The following is a 21,593-nucleotide window of genomic DNA, read 5'->3' as shown; positions in this document are numbered from 1 at the left end:
ACTATCCACTCTTTTTTACTTTTATATATGCCACTAACTGCCCTCTTTCTTCAACAGTTAAACTAATAACCACCGCTAAAATCATATAAATAAACGCACTAAAGCTACAGCCCAAGATTAAACCTAGCCAAGTTGCAGGGATGTAGTCGCGAACAACCATCGTGATAAGTAAACTGATTACAATAACAGGTATTACACGAATAAAGATTGTCTTGTAAAAACGCACCATATCAAGCTTAACTGACCAAATAAGGTAAATATTCACCAGTATAACTTCACCAATGATCAATGTAATAGCAGTACCTATTGCAGCACCTATCATACCTATTTTTTGCACTAAAAAGACGGATAACATAATATTTAATATCGCTGTAGATAATAACAAAATGCTGCGAACTTTGTGTTTATTCATCGCTTGAAGAATAGCATTTGATGACGACTGAGATAATACAAATATAAGAGGCACCAGTGAGATTAACGTTATCCAATAAGCATTTTCAAACCCTTTACCCACAAAAAGCTCAACGAATAGCTGCCCAAAAGACATAAAGCAAATAAAAGCTAATCCTAAAACAATAAATTGATAACGACCAATAATGATCAAATGATTCGTAATCAAATGCATACTTTTTTGCTGATTTACTAGTCTCATAAATTGCGGCATAAAGATAGAAGTCATCGTGCTTGCCACCGCAATAAATGCCAAGACAAATTGGCTTCCAACATTATAGACACCCAACGTATGGCTATCTGTAAATATGCCTAAAATAAAACTATCAGCACGCCAGTTTACTTGGTTGATAATGACGTTTAGTGCAATAAAAAAGGTGTAACTACCGATCACATACAATGACTCTTTACTTGGTTTTTCAATAATCACTTTTATTTTCATTACACGAATAACAAAACCGACTTTACAAGCGCTAGCAATTAAATTTGCAACAGTATCAATCACAACAATCGCAATAACACCAAATCCTAAAGACAGTAAAAATAACACTAAACATACGCGCAATAAAAAAGTAACCACTTCAAGTGACTTCAAAAATACAAATTTTTCGTACGCAGAAATAATGCCGGTAAATGAATTGCTGATTAGAGTAACAACAATATTCAACAATGAAATAACAAGCAGTGTTTGAAAAAGTGCAATTTCTCTTGTTGTTAGTGCTTCAACAAACCAAAAAGGAATTGCGTGCCAAATGAAAAAACCTGCACCTAAGACGATTAAAACAATTATCATGTACAACCACAGAATATTGCCAACCACTCGTTGCTCGGCACTTTTATCTTTCGCAACACGGTATTTGGAAATAAAACGAATTGTGGTATTTGCTAAACCAAATTCAATGATTACAAGATAGCCTGTTATCGCAGTTATTAGACCATACAACCCATAATGAGAAACACCTATCTGACTGATAATAAAAGGAATTAACAACAAAGATGCAATATTTCTAAAGGCAACTGATAGATAGCCTAGTAAAACACCTAATTTGCGCTCTTTACTGTCCTGAGACACTATCAACTCCTTCTGTTATAGGTATGATAAATCACTAACATTAAAATAAAATAACTGCCGTATTTACCAAGGTTTTGTAAACTAATACTGTACATGGCTAAGACAATCAAAGGCAGATATGCAAGACGGTAAACTTTTGTTGGAGTAGCGCGAATTTTTTCTGCATAAAAAGCAAAATGAAGAAACGCAAAAAACAAAATACAACCAATCAGTCCAAAACTGACAATAAGCTCTAAAAATGTATTATGTGGGCCAACGACCTCAGAAAACAGACCTAGTTGCTCAAACTTATGATTAAAGTACCCCAAGTAGCCATTTATTCCAGCACCAAAAATAAGAAAGATTACCGGTAAGTTTATTAACACCGCGACATATTCTTGAAATATGACACTTCGTGCCCCCGTCAATGCTGATAAATCATTACTACTAAACCTTTTTACAATGTCTAGGTTTGTCGGCATGCTTATCCCCGATAAATAAGCTACCGCAACCAAAACCGCCACGATATTAAATGCGAGTAACAACCTAAAAATCACTTCATTTATCGATGAACGAAAATAGAAAACAAAATATAAAAATAAACTAACCGCAGATATTAAAAAGAAACTTCGAGACACCGTAAGTGAACCTAAAAGTATCATCACTAACATGATGCTAAAGCCCTTATAAGAAATACTTTCCTTAGGCATTGTTGGTAGATAAAAGAACAGCGTCAATAAACAATATAATCCAAAATTATTAGGATCACCTGCCCCGCCTGAAAACCGTTTTATTTTATCAATGTTCATATAATCAACGGGGTGAAAATAATGGAACATCAGTCCATAAGTCGCAGAAACAATGACCCCGTACAACAGCGCTCGGCGCAATTCATAGAAGCTTGCATATTTATTTTTATCGAATATAAGCAAAGCAACAAACAAAAATAACATCACCCATCTAAGTGTTTTTGCAGAATACATAACAGGGTTATAAATCACATGTAAAAGCTCAAATGTAACAACCATAAGCAAGACCATTACCCCTGGTAAGAAAAACGTTGTTTGAGTTATTTGTGTTAATAAATACCGTCCGAAAAAAGCAATATAAATCAATGTAACCAATGAAATAGGGAGGTAACTTGTTCTAGTAAAGACTTCAAAGCAGGGTAAAAGAAAAATAGTAAAAGAAAGTATTCGATTGAAAGGTAAAACAAGTGCGCTGGCGATACCTAATACCACGACACTTAATAACAGAATGGGCACATTAAAAACAGCGAAAGCGAGAATCACCCCCCCCGTAAATAGTAATTCATATGGCACCTTTGTTAACGTTTGTGTCATATTAATGCTATAGCCCGCGATAAATTCTCATGAGCTTATTAATATTCTGAGAGTTCGAAAATCCAGACTCATCAAACGCCTCAGATATATGCTCAACATTAAGTTTTGGTGAAGATACGTGATTCAACGCTTCAACCCAATCATTCATATGATTAAGAGACAGAAAAGACACTAAGCCTAAACCAACATCACATTCTTTACTAACTGAATCACTAACTAAACAAGGCAAAGATGCTGCTTGGGCTTCAAGCAACGCCACAGAAACCCCTTCAAATAACGACGGTAATATAAATCCATCTACTTGCTGCAATAATTGTGGGATCTGGTTGCTACTCGAAAAAACCTTTACGTTCTCCTTTAAGCCTAGCACCTTAACTTTGTCTTCAACCATTGCTTTAAGCGGTCCATCTCCGACTAATAAAAAGCAAATACTACTATTCAGTTGTTGCTGTTGGGCTATTTCTAGAATAAAAGCGTGATTCTTTACTTGAGAAAACCGTCCAACATGTAAGAAGAGCTTTTTATTTTCAGGTAAAATGAAGTCAGTAGTTGTGAGATCTGTTTGCTGTGAAAATTGCTCAACTATTATTGCATTATTAAGCAGCGTAAATTGGTCTTCACCAAATAAAAACTCACCTGCAGCTTTGCCACAAGCAACATAATGCGTAGACATTCGTTTCGTTAACCATCGCAAGCCTAAAAAAATCAATTGTAATCTTTTGTTTTCTAGACCTGATGTATGAGAGTGACATACCCGTACTGGTACATCTAAAAATCGAGCGAGTATAAGTAAAACGACATTTTTAAAACTATTATGCACATGCACGGCGTCGTACTGTCTTTGTTTTAATAGCTTATAAATCACAATAATGTAATGCAAAGGACGCTGCCGAAATGTAGGGATAACGTCAACATGGCAGCCGGCTGCTTCAAATGTTGATTTTAAGATACCATCATTAAAGGCTAGATAGTCAAATTGAATATTTGTTGAAAAAACCGCTTGTTGCCAGTTTTTTACAACTGATGAAATTCCCCCTACAGATAAAGTTGGAATGACCTGTAAAACTCGCATTTTAGTTGTCATGATATATAAGCCTGTCGATACTTATCTCGTACCACTTCTATGTTATAGCCTTCTCCTGCAAATTGTTCGTCAATAATACACTTCTCAACTACAGGTTGTTGAACAAATGCTAGAATAGATTTTAACCAGCAAGCTGCACCATGTTCTAACGATTTAAAATGACAAAGGTCTAAGCCAATATCAGCACTTTTGGGTATACCTGTAGATAATACGCAAGGTAAACCAGCAGCCTGAGCCTCTAACGCTGCAACCCCTAACCCTTCACTAAAAGATGGCATTATCGCTAAATCAAATAAGTACAGCAATTGAAAAACATCTTGTCTAATTCCCCAGAAGACAAAGTACTCTTCAAGACCTCGTAATTTAATCGAGTTCGTAACTTGATCGCGAAGCTCACCATCCCCGATTAAATGAAACACTGCGTTTATGTGTTTATTTTGCATTTCCTTAGCAATATCAAGCAGAAATTGATGATTCTTAACGGCGTAAAACCTCGCGACACAAACAATATGAATGGCCTTTGACGATAATTTATAGTGCGCTCTGTCTTGTTCTCGGCTCAATGCAGATTTATGTAGTATTCGACCATAATCAAAAGCATTGGGGACAACAGTAAAGTTCGCTTTTTTTCCATATAAAAATTGACCAGCATCTGGTGAAATAGCGAGCCGTTGAGTTGAAAATATATTACATAAAGTTCGTCCAATGAAAAAAAACACTGATGAGGCTATTGAGTTACGCCCTTTTAATTTGTTTCTCGCATGTGTAACCCGAAATTTAATTCCTGCAAGCCAAGCAATAAAAGCGAGGAAGCCCGAATAATAGGACGTATGTGCATGTATCGCATCATATTTCGGCGTTTTTTTAAATAAACGATAGACCTGTACCATATTTTTAAACAACCCTTCTCTAGGGCTGTGCACGGTATGTATAATTCCGCCGAGTTGTGCGACTTCAGTGCTGTAATAGCACTCTTCATCTGTCATTATTAAAAAGTCGTTTTGCACATCTGAAGCAGACTGCGACCTAAACAGATCCATTATCCTACTTTCGGCGCCGCCTAAATTTAAATTGGCAAAAATATGTAAGACGCGAACTTTATTGTTATTCATAAGCACGACTGATGACGCGAGCTGGCGAACCTACAGCAGTTGCATGTGCTGGTATGTCATCCAGTACGACAGAATTAGCTCCAATTTTTGCATAATTCCCCACCCGAACAGGGCCTAAAATAACAGCACCTGCGCCGATAAAAACATGTTTACCAATAGTTGGAACACCATTTTCGCTTGATTCCTTTCCATTGCCACCGATTGTGACATTTTGATATAAGCAAGTCCCTTCACCAATTTCAGCATTTTTGTGTATAACCACGCCCAAACCATTATGAAAAAAACCAACATTTTTACCAATTTTTGCGGTGTACTTCACGTCGCACGCGAAAATAACGCGAATTATTATATAAATAAGCTTTGGTAAAAGGGGAACACCTTTGAGATAAAGTCGCCTAGAAAGGTAATATAGCCTTACAACTGCATGCATATTGTTTTAATTTTTATGTAAATGATGATTGTATTAACCAATTTACTCTGGTTATATAGAAAAATAAAGCATAATACTGCACCCTAACTAACCGTTACTCCTATGATTAAACGCCTTTTAGACATCCTACTCTCTGGGATCGCACTCATATTTTTATCGCCACTGATGGGGTATATTGCTTGGCGAGTATCGAAAAACTTGGGTAAACCCGTGTTGTTCAAACAACCAAGACCTGGGCTAAATGGCAAGGTGTTTAATATGCTTAAATTTAGATCGATGCGTGATGCAACTGATGCTAACGGCAATGAATTACCCGACGATGCACGTTTAACACCCTTTGGTAAAAAACTACGGGCGAGCAGCTTAGATGAGCTGCCAGGTTTATGGAATGTATTTATCGGCCACATGAGTCTAGTTGGGCCAAGGCCACTTTTAGTTGAATATTTACCACTTTATTCTTCTGAACAAGCACGAAGACACCATGTAAAACCCGGCATTACCGGTTGGGCACAAATAAATGGGCGCAATGCTATCAGTTGGGAAGAAAAATTTTCACTTGATGTTTGGTACGTTGATCATCAATCATTATGGTTAGATATAAAAATCTTATTGTTAACAATAAAGAAGGTTTTTTCTAAAGCGGATATACATGCCGACGGAGAAGCCACCATGAGTAAATTCAAGGGGAGTCAACATGAGTAAATTATTAATCATCGGTGCTGGTGGGCACGGTAGAGTTATTGCAGATTGCGCTGAAGCAAGCAGCCAATACTCTGACATTGCTTTTTTAGATGATACCTTTCCAGAAAGAGGCGCTAACCTTAATTGGCCCATCATTGATAAATCTTCGCAGTGGAAGTGCTACCAAGATGAATATGATTTTGCGCTAGCGATGGGCAATAATAAAGCTCGCCTTGCTATGTATCGTGCGTTATCCAGTTCGAGCGCCCGATTACCCAATATTATTCATCCGCAAGCGGTAGTGAGTAAACACGTTAGCTTAGGCGCGGGTAATGTTATTTTCGCCAATGCGGTTATTAACCCCGGCACTCAATTGGGTAATGCTTGTATTATTAATACTGCTGCAACCATTGATCATGACTGCAATCTCGCTGATGCGGTGCATATATCCCCAGGCGCTCACTTAGCCGGTACGGTACATGTTGGTGAGCTTACTTGGTTCGGCGTTGGCAGTTGCTCAGTACAATGTGTTGATATCGCTGAAAACACCCAAGTCGGTGCTGGTGCTGCCGTCACTCAATCTACCGAAGCGAATGGCCTTTATGTTGGTGTACCAGCTAAACGTATTAAAGATATTGAATAAGGAAATCATGTGTTAAATACCGCTATGTCACCGTGGCCAAGTTTCAGTCAAGAAGAAGCCGATGCCGTTTCAAAGGTCTTGTTATCAAATAAAGTAAACTATTGGACAGGTAATGAAGGCCGACTGTTTGAAAAAGAATTCGCACAATTTTCTGATAGTAAATACGCCGTAGCCGTTGCAAATGGTACACTCGCAATTGACTTAGCGCTTCGGAGTTTAGCAATTGGCCAAGGTGATGAGGTGATCGTTACTTCAAGAACCTTTATTGCTTCGATAAGTTGTATTATTAACGCGGGAGCAACACCTGTTTTTGCTGATATAGATTTAGATTCACAAAACATTACGGCTAACACTATTCAAGCTGTGTTATCTCAGCGTACAAAAGCAATCATCTGTGTACACTTAGCTGGGTGGCCATGTGATATGGATCCCATTATGTCATTGGCTAAAAAGCATCAGCTTTATGTGATAGAAGATTGCGCACAAGCACATGGCACTAAATACAAAGGTAAAAGCGTTGGTAGTATTGGTGATGTTGGCGCTTGGTCTTTTTGCCAAGATAAAATCATGACCACTGGTGGCGAAGGCGGCATGTTAACCACCAATAATGAAACTCTTTGGCGTACTGCTTGGGCGTTTAAAGATCATGGTAAATCGTATGCTGCGGTCTATGAAAAATCACATCCACCTGGCTATCGTTGGTTACATGAATCTTTTGGGACTAATTGGCGTTTAACTGAAATGCAATCAACCATCGGTCGCATCCAGTTAACAAAAATGCCTGAATGGCAACAGTTACGAACTCGAAATGCTGAGAAAATATTCGCCACTTGTCAGCAATTTCCATTTTTACATGTTCCTGAAATTCCCCCATATATTGAACACGCTTTTTATAAATGTTACGTATTCATTAAACCTGAATTATTACCTAAACCGTGGGAAAGAGAACAAATCATTTCCGCGATTAATGAGCAAGAAGTACCTTGCTTTTCAGGGAGTTGTTCTGAAGTATATTTAGAAAAAGCCTTTGATAATAAGCCATACAGGCCCGAAAAACCGTTAAAGAACGCCCAACAACTTGGCGCTACTAGTTTAATGTTTTTAGTGCATCCGACACTAACCATTGAAGAAATCAATAAGACGTGCCAGGTTATTGAACAAATTTGCAACAAAATTGCAGACAGTTGAGAATATCCTGTTAATATAACAAAAAGTTAACATTTAAGCGTGTATAACCCAGTTATATTGCACAAAAGTGTAAATTTGATTTTATACAGCACACAGGGTTTGACCCGATGATAAGAAAAATAGATTTAATTCCAAGTTCAGCAAAACTTTTACTTGCGCTTGCTTACGATATAACCGCCCTAGGGGTAGCATTTTTTCTTGCTTATTTGCTACGTTTAGGCGCGTCTAATATTTCCTTCGATTGGCCAGAGTGGGCGGTGTTCATTCAAGTGGGCATTGGCACTATGTTAGCCTTTTATTTTATGGGGGTTTATCGCTCAGTAGTCCGTTATTTCAATGCTCGTTCAACGTTAAAAGTGATCGGTATTCTTGGTTTCTCAACCCTGCTATTTTACTTATCTGGCTTATTTTATGGTGCTTTTGTACCAAGATCTGTGCCGATTGTATTTTTCGTACTTGCTGCAAGTTTTATCGCTGGCGCCCGAGCCGTGATTGGAGTGATCACCAATCACAAGTTGTTTGATGAACGCGAAGCCGTGGTAATTTACGGTGCAGGCAGCACAGGCAGACAACTTGCCAATACTTTACTAGCCGGTCACCAATATCAACCCGTCGCCTTTATAGACGAAAAAAGCCGTTACCATGGCAGAGAAGTTGTCGGGTTAAACATTTATTCACTAACCCATATTGAGAAACTTATTAAGCAATACGGGCAGTTTAAAGTGTTAATTGCCATTTCTAATGTAGGGCAAGCACGTATGCAAGAAATTGTTGGTGCGATTGAGCCTCACGCCTTAGAACTGTTAGCAATTCCTGCAATGGCTGATATTGTTTCTGGTAAACGAAAAATAGATCAACTTCGCGAAGTATCCATTACTGAATTATTGGGCAGAGAGCCAGTAGAGCCTATCCCTGAATTACTTAGCGCCAATATTTACAATAAAGTGGTGATGGTTTCAGGTGCAGGTGGTTCAATCGGTAAAGAACTGTGTAGACAAATTATTCATCAGAAACCCAAAAAATTAATTTTACTTGATGTCAGCGAAGCCTTTTTATATGAGATAAACCAAGAACTCAGCGTCTATTTACAAGAGATTAGCAGCGACATCCCATTAATTCCCCTTATAGGCAATGTACAAAATGGCATGTTAATGAGCAGTATTTTTCACAGTGAAAAAGTACAAACTATTTATCATGCCGCAGCATACAAACATGTGCCGCTAGTTGAGCATAATGTTATGGCGGGCATTTCAAATAATGTATTAGGCACTTATGAAATCGCGCAAGCTGCAATTTACTGCGACGTTGAAACCTTCGTTTTAATATCAACAGATAAAGCCGTTAGACCCACCAATGTTATGGGAGCGACAAAGCGATTAGCAGAATTAATTTTGCAATCTCTCGCGCCACGGGATCACAACACGCGGTTTGTCATGGTACGTTTTGGCAATGTATTAGGCTCATCAGGCTCTGTAGTGCCTTTATTTAAAAAACAAATACGTGCAGGCGGGCCAATTACCATTACACACCCTGATATTATTCGTTACTTTATGACCATACCGGAAGCCGCCCAGTTAGTGATCCAAGCAGGTGCGATGGGGGCCGGTGGTGATGTTTTTGTATTAGATATGGGTGAGCCCGTAAAAATTGTCGATTTAGCGTACAACATCACTCATTTGATGGGCTTAACGATTAAAGATGAACAAAATCCGCACGGCGATATCACCATTCAATATAGTGGCTTAAGACCAGGCGAAAAACTTTATGAAGAATTGCTTATTGATGACCACGCAAAACCGACAAAGCATCAACGTATACTAACGGCAAATGAGCGCTCAATTTGTTGGCCAGATGTCAACCGAATATTAAATGATATTAATGATGCTATGCGCGCTGAAGACACCGCTAAACTTCGTGAAATTTTACTTGCCGCACCGTTAGATTACACCCCTGAACTAAAAACAGCGCAACACCAAGGAAGTTCAGGCAATGCCAAGTTTAACCAACAAAATAATAATGCATCTGAGCCACTAACAGCAGATACTAAGCAACACTCGGTAGCTATGTAACCAACCCCCAACTTGCCATTAATAATGCGTATTTGACCGTTGTTTTTACAGTTCAAATACGTCAATAGCACTAAAGATTTTAATGAATATTACTGCTTTTTAAGTAATATCCAAGCGTGAGCATAATCAGCATAAACTTTATTTTCTTGGTAGTAGTCTTGCCAACCATAATAACTACCTTTTAACCAATCTAATTGAAATAAATTATCATCGAAAGCACCACCCTGATCGGCTAAAACACCCAGCTGTAACTGCGGATTATTATCATTATCCACTTGAATTAAAAACAATTTTCCTAAACCTAATTGCTTAACGTTACCAGCAAAAGCTACATTTTTATCGATAACAATTTTATTCTTAATCGTGGTGCCATAACCCAAAACACTCGGTACTTCAGCAAAATACCAGTAACGTGCTTGTTCTCGTTTACCTAAGGTATAATCATAGCTAATACCATTGTTTCGATGAACATTAAAGTAACGGCGTTTTCCATCAACATCTACTACACCAGTGCCTTGTAACAACACATCATGTAATGCTTCCTCTGTTAACCACACCAGTGGCTTTGCGAGATTTTTCTCACGTAGAACGCCAGCAATCACATCTTGTCGTGTATAACGGAAACGGGTCAATGAATCGCGTTTTTGTAATGCTTGTTCTTCAGTTAAGCCTTGCTCGTCATAAGGTAAAGCATATAACGCTTGATTGTATTTGCTTGTGGCATTTTGGCTAGCATCAAGCAATTTCGTGTAATACTTAGTCAACAAAATTTGATCTTTAGGGATATTCGTTAACAACCGTGTTTTAACCGCATTTGTACTTTTATCCGCTAAAATGTTTGCGGTTTTTTTATCCGGGATCCATTGGTAAAAGTCAAAATGATGCTTTAAAAACTGAGCATTAAGAGGCTTATTTTTTAGCTGGCAAACAAACGCTAACGTCTCTTTAACCCGTGATAAATTCGCTTGCGGTAAAACATGTTTACCCGCGTGAACGGCGAATGCATCATCTGGCTGCTGCTTCATATACGTCAAAGTATTCGTAGCAACTTGGCACAGCGCGTTAGCAGATACAGAGAACTCTCCGGAAAGCTTTGGTTGCTTGTCTAGTATAAATTGTGCATGTGCAGATAGAGACATACATAGCAAGATGAAAAGGTATTTCAATTTTACTTCACTTATTAAAACGGAATGACATGATGGTAGCCGACAATGTTCAATTATCACGAACAATGTCGGTGGTTAATACTGATAACATTACTCTGTAGATAACGTTGCTTCAAGCGCAGTAATAAACTCTTGGCTGTCAGGCGCAACTTTTGGGCTAAACGCTTTCACTGTTTCCCCATTAGCATCAACAAGATATTTATAAAAATTCCACTTCGGCGAGGTAGCGTGTTCTGATAAATATTGAAACACATCGTTAGCATCGCTTCCTCTTACTGAACTTGTCGATAGCATAGTAAAGGTAACGCCATAGTTAACGTAACATACCTTAGCTGTGTCTTTTTCATCATCTTCTTCTTGGAAAAAATCGTCGGAAGGAAAACCAATCACAACCAACCCTTGATCTTGATACTTCTGATGAATGGCTTCAAGTTTTTTAAAATGAGGTGTATAACCACAATTACTCGCCGTATTCACAATTAGCACAGGCTTGCCTTGCGTTAGCTCGCAAAGATTGACTGATTTCGATGAATATAATTTTTGTTTAGTCGTTTTAAGGTAATCAGGACAACTCGTTGACGCGAACTCTTCTTCAGCGGCACTTACATGAACGCCAAAACACAATAACAACCCAACAATTAACTTTTTCATCACACAACTCCCTGCCTTAACTATAAGCTGCCAAACTCTACACTGAAATTAAACAGTAGCACACTGCTAAACAGGCACAATCATTTTATCTAAATTACCATGCTTTTTTGTATGGAAATCAAGTACAATCATTTTATCTTCAATCATTTATGGAAAATCATTGTGGGATCTAAACATTTGTTAGCAGCTGCATTAATGACGGTATCGCTATCGACGATTGCAAACAACGAAAATAAAAGTGAAGTCTATCAGTATCTTGAATTAATATCTGGCACAAAAGGTATTGGTGCAAGAGAGGCAGGCACCGCCGAAGAGAAAAAAACCGCTGATTTTATTGTTAATACTTTCCGCTCCATGGGTTATCAACCCGTAAAACAAACCTTCACCTTCGGCTTATTGCAAGATTCAGCCAATGTCATTGTTGATAGCGCACCTAACGCAGAAAAAACCATCATATTAGCTGCGCATTACGACTCTACTGCGGCAAGTAAAGGCTCATTAGGCGCAATTGATAACGGTGCGGGTGTCGCTGCTATGTTAGCGATTGCTAAAAATATTGCCGAGCTTAGCAACCAACCAAAAATTAATATTCGATTTATTGCTTTTGGTGCAGAAGAAAACGGCTTAAAAGGCTCAAAGCATTATGTCAAACAACTAACACAGCAACCAGAAGCACTGTCACAAGTGATCGGAATGATCAATTTTGACACTATTGCCGGTGGTGATATTACTTATGTTCACAGTGCGCATACCTCACCTTATAAATGCGCTACCGATGATATACCCTTTAACAGTGAAACCACCATTCGAGATGCATTATTAACAGCTTCAGAAAAAAAACTAGGTGAGCAGCATAAATATACAATTCATCCTGCTTACCCTGGCTACCCTGAAGGCGTAACAGGCGAATGGTCTGATCATGCACCCTTTGCTTGTGCTGGTATTCCCATCGCTTACGTTGAGTCGACAAATTTCACCATAAACGGTGAAGCTGGTTTTGATGGCTATTCTCAAACCACACATAGCGAAACTTGGGATTGTTTTGAACAATCAACTAAAACCGCCTGTCAGCGAGATGATGAAAAACAGTGGGGTAAAATGTGGCACACAAAATTTGACCAACTTGATACCATCAACCGCTTATTTCCAGGTAGACTCGCTCAACAGTTATCACAAAATGTTACGGTTTTAACTGAAGTTCTCAGTAAACCTGAGCTATACTTAACGCGATAAGTTGCGTGCTAAACCATAAGTTCTTAAATGCCAAATACGCTTGATAACCAACATATTTGGCATCGCACGGTTAAGATGAAATTATTTCGACTGCTTATTGGCCAAGTAAACATTTGAACTAATTTCATCGATAGGGACATAATTTTAACGATGTTAGCTTTCCTTCATAGCGCTAACAATAACAAATAAGTTGTCATTAACAATGAATTTACTTCACTTTTCTAAAGTACTCACTGGTGGGCTTTTACTACCATTATTTTTTCTTTCTGTTTCATCTCAAGCTTTTCAAGGGCGCGCTGCCAATGTCAACGTAATAGAAGTAAAAAGCACAACATTATCACCTGTGGCTTGGGTATCAGGCTCTGTGGTAAGTAGGAATAACTCCAATATTGCCGCCAATGTATCAGGTCGATTATTACAGCTTGCCGACTTAGGTGCTGAGGTAAAACAAGGTGATGTCATTGCACAACTTGACGACAAACCACTCAAGCTACAGCGACAAGAAGCCAAAGCGAACGTAGCAGATGCAAAAGCAACGCTTGAATTTCAACGGTCGGAAAGTACCCGAAAAGAGTCTCTTGTAAAACAAAAATTAATCGCGCAGCAATCTTTAGAAGAAACCGCTGCTAGTTTCAGCCAAGCTAAAGCTCGTTTAGCGGCAGCAAAAGCGAGATTATCGCAAATAGAACAAGACCTTGCCTATACAAAATTACGCGCACCTTTCGATGGAATTGTTGCCAAACGTTTAAGTAACCAAGGTGAGTTTGTTAATAACGGTAATGCCATTATACAACTTGTTGAAACCGCCAATGTTGAAGCTTCGTTATTTGCCCCTTTAACCGCATATCGCTTTTTAAAACAAAGTAACACGCTGGCAATCAAGTCGCCTTTAGGTGAAGGTCAAGCAGCGATCAAATCACTTATTCCTGTTGCTGACTCTCGCTCTCACTTGATGGAAGTTCGCTTAGATATGACCCACTTAGATTGGCCAATAGGACTAGATATAAAAGCCGCTGTTGCAACAGGCGAAAGCAAAGAAACCCTTGCCGTACCAAGAGATGCATTAGTATTAAGACGCAATCAAACCTCTATTTTTATTGTTGATGATAATAACACGGCTCGACAAGTACCGGTCACTATTGGTATCAGTCAAAACGAATTATTAGAAGTAGTTGGTGATGTTAAAGCAGGTGATTTAGTGATCATTCGTGGCGCCGAGCGTTTACAGCCAGGTCAAGCTGTCAACATAAAAGATAACAATCATGCACTTGTTTCAGGCACTGCCGCTGCGGAGAAATAATCATGACCTTAACGTCCGCATCACTTAGAAACCCAACAGCGGTTGTTGTCGCTGTGTTACTGATAGCTTTATTTGGCGCGATCAGTTTATTCAAATTACCGATACAACTAACACCAGAAATTAGTCAGCCACAAATTGTTATTTCTACCAGCTGGCGAGCAGCTGCGCCAGAAGAAATAGAAGCTGAGATCATTGAGCGCCAAGAAGACGTATTAAAGGGCTTGCAAGGGTTAGAATTGCTTGAATCAAGCTCAAATCAAGGTCAAGGTAGTATTACCCTGCGTTACAAAACGGGTATCAATTTAGAACGTGCGTTAATTGATGTCATGAATGCGCTTAATCAAGTGCCCTTCTATCCTCCTGATGCGAATGAACCGACTATTGCGGTAGGTGGTGCAAGTACGTTCGAAGCCATTGCTTGGTTTGCAGTAAAACCTACCGAAGGTAACACCCGCGATATCGTCTCGTATCAAGATTATGTCGAAGAAATCATACAAACACGTTTAGAACGTGTGGAAGGTATTTCTCAAACGAATGCCTTTGGCGGCTTGCCTACAGAGTTACGTATCACCTTTGATCCGTATAAAGCTGCAAATTTAGGGCTTAATGTGCCTGAGATTGCTTCAACGCTGACAAACAACAGTGATACATCTGGCGGTTTTAATGAAATTGGTCGACGTAAATACACCCTACGTTTTTCAGGTAAATACGGCGTAGATCAATTACAAAACATGGTGTTAGATTGGCGCGATGGTCAGCCTATCTTATTAAAAGATGTTGCTGATGTGGCATTAACACTATCAGATCGCACCGGTATTCTTACGCTTGATGGCGAACCAGCAATTGCTATGAATGCGCAAGTTGAGCAAGGTGTCAACGTGATCCAAGTCATGGAAGGCCTACAAGCTGCCATGAAAGAACTTAACGAAGGGCCACTCAAACGCGCAAACTTAGAATTAATCCAAATGTATGATGAAACCATCTACATTGGTCGTTCAATGAGTCTGGTAAAAAACAATTTACTGCTCGGAATTTTCCTTGCTGTTATCGTATTGTGGTGGTTCTTACGTAAGTTCAGAGCAACATTGATCGTTGCTATTGCTATTCCTATCTCGTTAATTGTTACTCTCGTGGTGATGTATAGCGCAGGCCGCACATTGAACATTATTTCGATGGCAGGTTTGGCGTTTGCTGTAGGTATGGTGCTTGATGCCGCCATTGTCGTACTGGAAAATATCGTACGCCTACGTGAAAAAGGCGAAGATGCTCACCAAGCTTCCTTTAAAGGCACCACACAAGTGTGGGGAGCATTAATGTCGTCTACAGCAACCACCGTGGCAATATTTTTACCCATTGTGTTTTTAGAAGAAGTCTCCGGTCAACTCTTTGCCGACCTAGCCATCACCATTGCTGTTGCTATCGTCGCCTCACTACTCATTGCTGTGACGGTCTTACCTACTGCAGCACGTCGTTTGTTAAAAGAAGTGAATGCTGATGATCCTCACGAACGCTGGTGGCAAAACATTACCCAAACGATCATGAACATCACCTCAACACCGCAAAAGCGCTATGCTTGGGTGTTTGGCTTAATGTTATTTTCATTTGCTGGCAGTTACTTACTTTTCCCGAAAGTGGATTACTTACCCAAAGGTAACCAGAATTCTTTCAATGCCTTTTTACTACCTCCACCGGGGCAAAGTTACCCCGCTGCTCGTGAAGAAATGAGTGATGAAATAAACCGTCGATTAATGCCTTATTTAACCGGAGAGAAAACTCCCAAAATTGAACATTCGTGGCTTGGTTTTTTTGGTAACTTTGGCTTTATGGGTGGACGTGCTGCTGAATCTGATAGCATCAAAGACATTATTAATGTCATTAACGGTGAAGTACTTGCCGGCTTTCCAGATACCATAGCCTTTGCTTCCCAAGAAGAGTTATTTGGCAACCTAGGTGGTGGTCGCCGTATTGATATTGATATTCAAGGCAATGAAGTGGATGAATTACTCAACGCTGCTCGTATTGGCTTTGGTGCGGTCAGTCAAGCACTTCCGGGTGCTCAGATTCAACCAACTCCTGGCTTGTCATTGGCAGAGCCTGAACTTCGTATGTTACCCAATGAGCGAAGGGTGGCAGAAGCGGGTTGGACACGCCAGCAGGTTGCTTCTATTTCACGGGCATTAGGTACGGGTATGTATGTTGGTGATTACTTTAATGGTCAAAAACGGCTTGATGTTTTCCTACGCTCTACTGACTGGGATTCTCCTGAAGAGCTCGCAGCCATTCCGTTATACACACCAGAAGCTGGTATTCAGCCTGTGGGCGAATTAGTTGAAATAGTACGAACGGCTGGTCCAAGTTCAATTCGCCGTGTTGATCGTAGACGCACCATTACTTTACAAGTAACGCCGCCAGATAACATTAGCTTAGAAGAAGCTATTGCGATGATAAAAACAAACGCTGAACCTGCGATTATGGCGCAACTTTCACAAGATGGTGCCGTTAGCTACCGTGGTTCAGCAGAAGCACTTACCGAAGCGTTATCAAGCATGAGTCAAAGCTTTTTGTTGGCACTGGCCATTCTATACTTATTGATGTCAGCGCTGTTCAGGTCGTTTAAAGACAGCTTATTAGTGGTGCTTACCATCCCTCTTGCCACGGTTGGCGGCATAGCATTGTTACAAATAACGAACCTGTTTATCTTTCAACCATTAGATTTATTAACCATGATTGGCTTTGTTATTTTGCTTGGCCTAGTCGTAAACAACGCAATTTTATTAGTCTATCAAACACGTATAGGCGAAGGAGAAGGGTTGTCTCGGCATGATGCGGTTCAACAGGCCGTTAGATTACGTTTACGACCAATATTAATGAGCACACTCACAAGTATTTGTGGCATGTTGCCGTTGCTGATGATCCCTGGCGCGGGTGCAGAACTGTATCGTGGTATCGCCGCCGTGATAGTTGGTGGAATGTGTGTGAGTACAGTATTTACGCTTATTTTCTTACCAAGTTTATTACAAATGGGTAAAGCGAAGGAAACTCAAATAGCGCCAGAACTAAGTGCTGTGAGTAAATAGCTGCTCTAATAAACACGGCGTTGTGTAAGCTTCTATCCGTGTTAATTGCTGTTCGGCATGTTTCAATAAGATCGTCTCTTGGGGCGATTTTTTTGCTTTTGCAATAAACCAGAGCGCATTAATTAATGCGCAGTATGGTTGGTAAGTGTTCACAAGCGATAATGACAGTTGGCACCCGGAATGTTGTTGATATACGTGTTGCATGATAGAAATCGCATGATCGTCTAGCTGATTAATCGCGATGCACATGGCGATATCAAATTCAGCATCGGTAAAAATACTACACTCGTAGTCAATGAGCCAATACCGCTCGGTAATATCCACTAATACGTTACTAAAATTAGCATCACCATGGCATATTACTGGCGCATTGCTGTGTTCAAGGCGGGGGAATTGCGCAATGAGCTGGCTAATTTCATTAGCTTGCGATGCAGTAACGTTACAATCTGCGGTTAATGTTGTTAATAATGCATGAATGTCAAAAGGCTTACAGCTGTTATTAGCAGGTATTTGGTGTAATTGTGCGAGCAACACAGCCGTCTGCCTTATCGCTGATGAAAGTTGTGATGGCTGTTTTGATAAAAGGCTTTGCAAACTTTCACCCTGAATAAACTCAGTAACAAAACATTCATCCGATGAATAAACAATCTTTGGGGCAAGGCCATGTTGCATCGCTAACTTCGCACTGGCAATTTCATGCAATGCAGTTTGCGCATCACTGTTGAACCATTTTACAAAATACTGAGCACTGACCTGTTGATGACGGTCAAAGGTGGTCACTTTTACATTGTTATGACTTAAACCTTGATTAATAAAGTCAATGCTACAGGGTAACGACGCAAAGCAAGTCAGTTGCCTTGTGTTATTGACAACTTCTTTTCTATCAATATCAACACTATTCATCATTAACGTGAAGAAGGCACAGAGTCACGCTCATGTTCAAGAGCGTTATCATTCATGGTCATACGTTTAGACCATTGAATGTAACCATAAATAGCCATAAAGACATACAATACAAAAAGTACTGCCGTTGGCATTAATTGCTTTTCGATGTATAAATATATTGATACCGCATCGATGGCGATCCAATAAATCCAATTCTCCAATACTTTTTTCGCAACTAAATACGTCGCAAAAACAGCAAACACGGTTGTAGCGGCATCAATATACGGAAAGTGCGCAGGCGTATAATTTGCCATAAACCAGCCAACCAACAGTGATAATACACTTAATAAGACGATCGCTTTAATATGCCAACTTACTGGCCATTGTTGGATAGCAAGGGCTTTCTTACCTGCCAAGCTTTGCCAACAATACCAACCGTAGATAGCCATCGCAAAGTAATACACCTGTAACAGGCCGTCCATCCATAAATACACGTCATAAAATATCGCGGTGTAAATAACGGTACTTATTAATGCTGCTGGCCAACACCAAATGCTCTCTTTAGCCGCTAATACCACGTACAGCAACGCGGTAAACACGGCAATAAGTTCCCAAAAAGGTAATGTGGTGTAATACTCAACAATGGCTTGCATTAACTTTCCGCTTCTACTTGTGATCGATCACCACCGATAAACTTACAGACAAACACCGCAGCATCTACCGTTTGATGCACGTGTTTTATTTCAGCCATTACCGTTTGTACTGCTAAATCATATTCACCAAACACCTGAGTGCTCATTCCATTGGTCACCACGTTTAAACCATCAACGGCTCTTAATTTATGAATAAAAGCCCAAATTTCTGGTTTAAATTTTTCTTGTGCTAGTGGATAAAGACTAATTTCAATTGAAATATCCATAAAGTCTCCTTTGACTTTTAACGCGATTAAAATTGGTAATCTAAGGTTACACCAAATACGGCAGGTTCACCCAGTTGATAATACGCTTTTGGCGTGTAACCATCTCGCGGGTCATTTGGGAAATAAAAGCCACGAGTTTCGTAGGTTTTATCAAATAAATTGCGCACCCAAAGCTTTGCCTGCCAATTTGGCTGCACATAGCGAATTGAACCATGCAATAACGCAATATTTTGCGACTTTTCATCATGGCTATCAGAAAAGTAATAACTGTCTTTACCATCAACACTAACGTTTACATGCCATTGTTCACTCGGGTAATAATTAACGCCTACGCTAAACTGATAGTTTGGCGCATGAGCTTGTTCTCTACCGGTTTCAACGCTGCCATCTTCATATGAAAAACCTTTATACTCGGTTTCAAGTAAACCAGCGCTACCATAAAGATTAACAGTATCTGATACATCCCATGAAAACTCAGCTTCTACACCATAATTTTTGCCGCTAGCAGCGTTTGTCCAGTAACTTATAAACTCAGCACTACCGTCACTACGTTCATCGAGATGGTAACTACTGATTTGTATATCATCACGATCCATGTAAAAAACGGCGGTACGTAAAAAAGCGTTATCGTTTAAGAAAGATGTTTTATAGCCGAGTTCATAATTCCATAAAAATTCCGGCTCAAAGCTACGTAAGTGCTCTGGCAAACTGCCTACACTGTTTACACTGCCCGCTTTAAATCCTCGATTTATTGACGCATAAGCCATTGATGCCGAGTCTATTTGATAAGCAAGCACCAACTTACCGCCAAGTTTTGAGTCATCAGGTGAGAAAGCGACACCATCACTGTTTTTGTATTGTGTTTTACGTTGCTCAAAACGTAAGCCAGTAGTAAGTGACCAATTAGCGGTTAATTGACTATCGAATTGAGCATAAATCGCGTAATTATCAGCATCAAAATTTGAAGTGAAATCACCTGAAAGATAGGTATATTCGCGTGTTAATGCTTCTTGATCATTTTTAGCATATAAACCAAATATCCAATCTGTATGCCCAAATAGTTGCGCATTCGCTTTTGACATAAAACGAACTTCAGCAGTAGTATTTTCTCGTTCACGAAAGTAATAATCCGTAGAAACATATGACCAAGGATGAATATCAGCATAAGTCCAATCTTCATCGTAACCATATGCCAAATCAGAATTAGCATGAGAAACAATCGCTAACATATCCATGTTATTGAAACCGCTATAGGTAAATTTACTGCTTAAGGCTCGCGTTTTTTGTTGATCAAAACCCGGCTCGTCAGACAAGGTTGTGCGATTATTATCTAATGAAAACGCATCATAGCCATTGTCAAAATCAGCATAAAGTAGGGTCAAATCAATATTAAGATCCTCTGTTGCAGCAATCGCTACTTTGCCGCGTAACGTTAATTCGTCACGATTGTTTGTGTCATCAACAATTAAATATTGGTTTTCCATGAAGCCATCGCTGACATTCTTTTCAGCGACAAATCGATAATTAACCGAGTCTGATGCAGGCCCTGAAAGCATTAACGCAGTACCGTAGCTTCCATAATTGCCAACACTAGCACGTACAGCACCTTCAAAATCCTCACTCGGCGCCTTAGATGTCATATAAATAAGGCCAGCAAGTGCATTAGCACCAAATCTAGTCCCCTGTGGACCACGGAAAAATTCAATTTGTTCCATATCGAATGTTGAAGAAATACTGGCAATACCAGCCAAATCGATATCATCAACTAACACACCAACTGATTGGTTAATGGGCTCTTTAAACTGACTACGCTCTCCAATACCACGAATTTGATAATAACGTGCCCGTTGCGAGCCACTCGCAAAATTAACATTTGCGACGGCACCAATAATATCTTCTAAATTTTGTGCGTGACGGTTGGCAATATCTTGTGTCGTCAAAATAGATAACGATGCTGGTGCTTTTTGTAAATTAGTCGCGCGATAATCACCATGTACAGTAACCACTTCAACATCTGTAACTTGGCTTTCTGGAAATTGATTTTCAGTTTTTTGCTCGTCAGCAATAACGCTATGGGCAAAAATTAAGGAGGTAATAGCAATAGATATTTGTGATAACTTCATTCAACTCTCGACTTAGCCGGAAAGGAAGAAGTAATTGAGATGAAATATACGGCAAAATGCATAATGTCATTCAATTAACCATCCCTACATCGGCATTATCCGCATCAGGTAATAAGGGTAAATTCTCTCAGCAAATACTCGATAAAGCATTGCACCCCTTGGCTTGGCGGCGATACTACCAAGTTATA

General features: G+C 39.6%; 18 protein-coding genes and 1 riboswitch. Of the genes, 7 read left to right on the top strand and 11 right to left on the bottom strand.

Annotation, left to right across the window (positions count from 1 at the left end):
• Position 1: 1 nt before the first annotated feature.
• From Q4489_RS00840 to Q4489_RS00820, 5 genes are read right to left on the bottom strand one after another with little or no spacing between them, the layout of a single operon-like run.
• The gene (locus tag Q4489_RS00840) at positions 2–1,522 is read right to left on the bottom strand and encodes an oligosaccharide flippase family protein (RefSeq protein WP_303475835.1); all 1,521 of its coding nucleotides are present in this window, start codon (positions 1,520–1,522) and stop codon (positions 2–4) included.
• Positions 1,523–1,524: 2 nt separating this feature from the next.
• Positions 1,525–2,844, bottom strand: a complete 1,320-nt coding sequence (locus tag Q4489_RS00835) for an O-antigen ligase family protein (RefSeq protein ID WP_303475832.1) — start codon at positions 2,842–2,844, stop codon at positions 1,525–1,527.
• 7 nt (positions 2,845–2,851) lie between these two features.
• On the bottom strand, positions 2,852–3,928 hold the full coding sequence (locus tag Q4489_RS00830) for a glycosyltransferase (protein WP_303475830.1): 1,077 nt from the start codon (positions 3,926–3,928) through the stop codon (positions 2,852–2,854).
• Positions 3,925–5,040, bottom strand: coding sequence for a glycosyltransferase (locus tag Q4489_RS00825; protein ID WP_303475827.1), 1,116 nt, complete (start codon positions 5,038–5,040; stop codon positions 3,925–3,927). Before Q4489_RS00825 ends, Q4489_RS00830 begins: the two co-directional genes overlap by 4 nt.
• Complete coding sequence (locus tag Q4489_RS00820) at positions 5,033–5,359, bottom strand: serine O-acetyltransferase (protein WP_303475824.1); 327 nt, start codon at positions 5,357–5,359, stop codon at positions 5,033–5,035. Before Q4489_RS00820 ends, Q4489_RS00825 begins: the two co-directional genes overlap by 8 nt.
• A 213-nt stretch (positions 5,360–5,572) precedes the next feature.
• Between Q4489_RS00820 and Q4489_RS00815 the strand changes: the two genes are divergently transcribed.
• From Q4489_RS00815 to Q4489_RS00800, 4 genes are all read left to right on the top strand, one after another.
• Positions 5,573–6,172 carry a sugar transferase gene (locus Q4489_RS00815; protein ID WP_303475821.1) on the top strand — a complete coding sequence of 200 codons (600 nt, stop codon included), beginning with the start codon at positions 5,573–5,575 and terminating at the stop codon, positions 6,170–6,172.
• Positions 6,165–6,794 carry an acetyltransferase gene (locus tag Q4489_RS00810; RefSeq protein WP_303475816.1) on the top strand — a complete coding sequence of 210 codons (630 nt, stop codon included), beginning with the start codon at positions 6,165–6,167 and terminating at the stop codon, positions 6,792–6,794. Before Q4489_RS00815 ends, Q4489_RS00810 begins: the two co-directional genes overlap by 8 nt.
• Positions 6,795–6,803: 9 nt before the next feature.
• Positions 6,804–7,982: a DegT/DnrJ/EryC1/StrS aminotransferase family protein gene (locus tag Q4489_RS00805; protein ID WP_303475813.1), complete on the top strand. Its 1,179-nt coding sequence runs from the start codon at positions 6,804–6,806 to the stop codon at positions 7,980–7,982.
• Positions 7,983–8,089: 107 nt separating this feature from the next.
• Positions 8,090–10,051, top strand: coding sequence for a nucleoside-diphosphate sugar epimerase/dehydratase (locus tag Q4489_RS00800; RefSeq protein ID WP_303475810.1), 1,962 nt, complete (start codon positions 8,090–8,092; stop codon positions 10,049–10,051).
• Between the two features lie 89 nt (positions 10,052–10,140).
• Here the strand turns inward: Q4489_RS00800 and Q4489_RS00795 are convergent, their stop codons facing one another.
• Positions 10,141–11,190 carry an MltA domain-containing protein gene (locus tag Q4489_RS00795; protein ID WP_303475807.1) on the bottom strand — a complete coding sequence of 350 codons (1,050 nt, stop codon included), beginning with the start codon at positions 11,188–11,190 and terminating at the stop codon, positions 10,141–10,143.
• Positions 11,191–11,307: 117 nt separating this feature from the next.
• A complete protein-coding gene (locus Q4489_RS00790; protein WP_303475804.1) occupies positions 11,308–11,868 on the bottom strand; it encodes a glutathione peroxidase in 561 nt (186 codons plus the stop codon).
• Positions 11,869–12,030: 162 nt separating this feature from the next.
• Here Q4489_RS00790 and Q4489_RS00785 point away from each other — a divergent pair, with 162 nt between their 5' ends.
• The 3 genes from Q4489_RS00785 to Q4489_RS00775 all read left to right on the top strand — a co-directional run bounded on the left by Q4489_RS00785 (position 12,031) and on the right by Q4489_RS00775 (position 17,478).
• Complete coding sequence (locus Q4489_RS00785) at positions 12,031–13,101, top strand: M28 family metallopeptidase (RefSeq protein WP_303475801.1); 1,071 nt, start codon at positions 12,031–12,033, stop codon at positions 13,099–13,101.
• 202 nt (positions 13,102–13,303) lie between these two features.
• Positions 13,304–14,401, top strand: a complete 1,098-nt coding sequence (locus Q4489_RS00780; RefSeq protein WP_303475798.1) for an efflux RND transporter periplasmic adaptor subunit — start codon at positions 13,304–13,306, stop codon at positions 14,399–14,401.
• A 2-nt stretch (positions 14,402–14,403) separates the two neighbouring features.
• Positions 14,404–17,478, top strand: coding sequence for an efflux RND transporter permease subunit (locus Q4489_RS00775; protein WP_303475795.1), 3,075 nt, complete (start codon positions 14,404–14,406; stop codon positions 17,476–17,478).
• Here Q4489_RS00775 and Q4489_RS00770 read toward each other — a convergent pair.
• The 4 genes from Q4489_RS00770 to Q4489_RS00755 are packed head-to-tail and all read right to left on the bottom strand — an operon-like array spanning position 17,458 to position 21,405.
• Positions 17,458–18,384 (bottom strand): phosphotransferase, encoded by a 927-nt coding sequence (locus tag Q4489_RS00770; protein ID WP_303475792.1) that lies wholly within the window; start codon positions 18,382–18,384, stop codon positions 17,458–17,460. The genes Q4489_RS00775 and Q4489_RS00770 overlap by 21 nt on opposite strands.
• Positions 18,384–19,016: a nicotinamide riboside transporter PnuC gene (pnuC, locus tag Q4489_RS00765; protein ID WP_303475790.1), complete on the bottom strand. Its 633-nt coding sequence runs from the start codon at positions 19,014–19,016 to the stop codon at positions 18,384–18,386. Before pnuC ends, Q4489_RS00770 begins: the two co-directional genes overlap by 1 nt.
• Complete coding sequence (locus Q4489_RS00760; RefSeq protein WP_303475787.1) at positions 19,016–19,282, bottom strand: hypothetical protein; 267 nt, start codon at positions 19,280–19,282, stop codon at positions 19,016–19,018. Before Q4489_RS00760 ends, pnuC begins: the two co-directional genes overlap by 1 nt.
• A 26-nt stretch (positions 19,283–19,308) precedes the next feature.
• Positions 19,309–21,405, bottom strand: a complete 2,097-nt coding sequence (locus tag Q4489_RS00755; protein ID WP_303475785.1) for a TonB-dependent receptor — start codon at positions 21,403–21,405, stop codon at positions 19,309–19,311.
• Between the two features lie 64 nt (positions 21,406–21,469).
• Positions 21,470–21,574, bottom strand: a riboswitch (TPP riboswitch).
• Positions 21,575–21,593: the final 19 nt, after the last annotated feature.

The sequence above is a fragment of the Thalassotalea sp. 1_MG-2023 genome, from assembly GCF_030546745.1.
Lineage (GTDB): Bacteria > Pseudomonadota > Gammaproteobacteria > Enterobacterales > Alteromonadaceae > Thalassotalea_C.
Note: the sequence above shows the minus strand (reverse complement) of the source record. Positions and strands in the feature narration are given on the sequence as shown.

Bases quoted from the DNA above. Each gene is read 5' to 3' on its own strand.
- Q4489_RS00835 (WP_303475832.1), bottom strand. From the start codon at position 2,844: ATGACACAAACGTTAACAAAGGTGCCATATGAATTACTATTTACGGGG.
- Q4489_RS00830 (WP_303475830.1), bottom strand. From the start codon at position 3,928: ATGACAACTAAAATGCGAGTTTTACAGGTCATTCCAACTTTATCTGTA.
- Q4489_RS00825 (WP_303475827.1), bottom strand. From the start codon at position 5,040: ATGAATAACAATAAAGTTCGCGTCTTACATATTTTTGCCAATTTAAAT.
- Q4489_RS00815 (WP_303475821.1), top strand. From the start codon at position 5,573: ATGATTAAACGCCTTTTAGACATCCTACTCTCTGGGATCGCACTCATA.
- Q4489_RS00810 (WP_303475816.1), top strand. From the start codon at position 6,165: ATGAGTAAATTATTAATCATCGGTGCTGGTGGGCACGGTAGAGTTATT.
- Q4489_RS00800 (WP_303475810.1), top strand. From the start codon at position 8,090: ATGATAAGAAAAATAGATTTAATTCCAAGTTCAGCAAAACTTTTACTT.
- Q4489_RS00795 (WP_303475807.1), bottom strand. From the start codon at position 11,190: ATGTCTCTATCTGCACATGCACAATTTATACTAGACAAGCAACCAAAG.
- Q4489_RS00790 (WP_303475804.1), bottom strand. From the start codon at position 11,868: ATGAAAAAGTTAATTGTTGGGTTGTTATTGTGTTTTGGCGTTCATGTA.
- Q4489_RS00780 (WP_303475798.1), top strand. From the start codon at position 13,304: ATGAATTTACTTCACTTTTCTAAAGTACTCACTGGTGGGCTTTTACTA.
- Q4489_RS00775 (WP_303475795.1), top strand. From the start codon at position 14,404: ATGACCTTAACGTCCGCATCACTTAGAAACCCAACAGCGGTTGTTGTC.
- Q4489_RS00770 (WP_303475792.1), bottom strand. From the start codon at position 18,384: ATGATGAATAGTGTTGATATTGATAGAAAAGAAGTTGTCAATAACACA.
- pnuC (WP_303475790.1), bottom strand. From the start codon at position 19,016: ATGCAAGCCATTGTTGAGTATTACACCACATTACCTTTTTGGGAACTT.
- Q4489_RS00760 (WP_303475787.1), bottom strand. From the start codon at position 19,282: ATGGATATTTCAATTGAAATTAGTCTTTATCCACTAGCACAAGAAAAA.
- Q4489_RS00755 (WP_303475785.1), bottom strand. From the start codon at position 21,405: ATGAAGTTATCACAAATATCTATTGCTATTACCTCCTTAATTTTTGCC.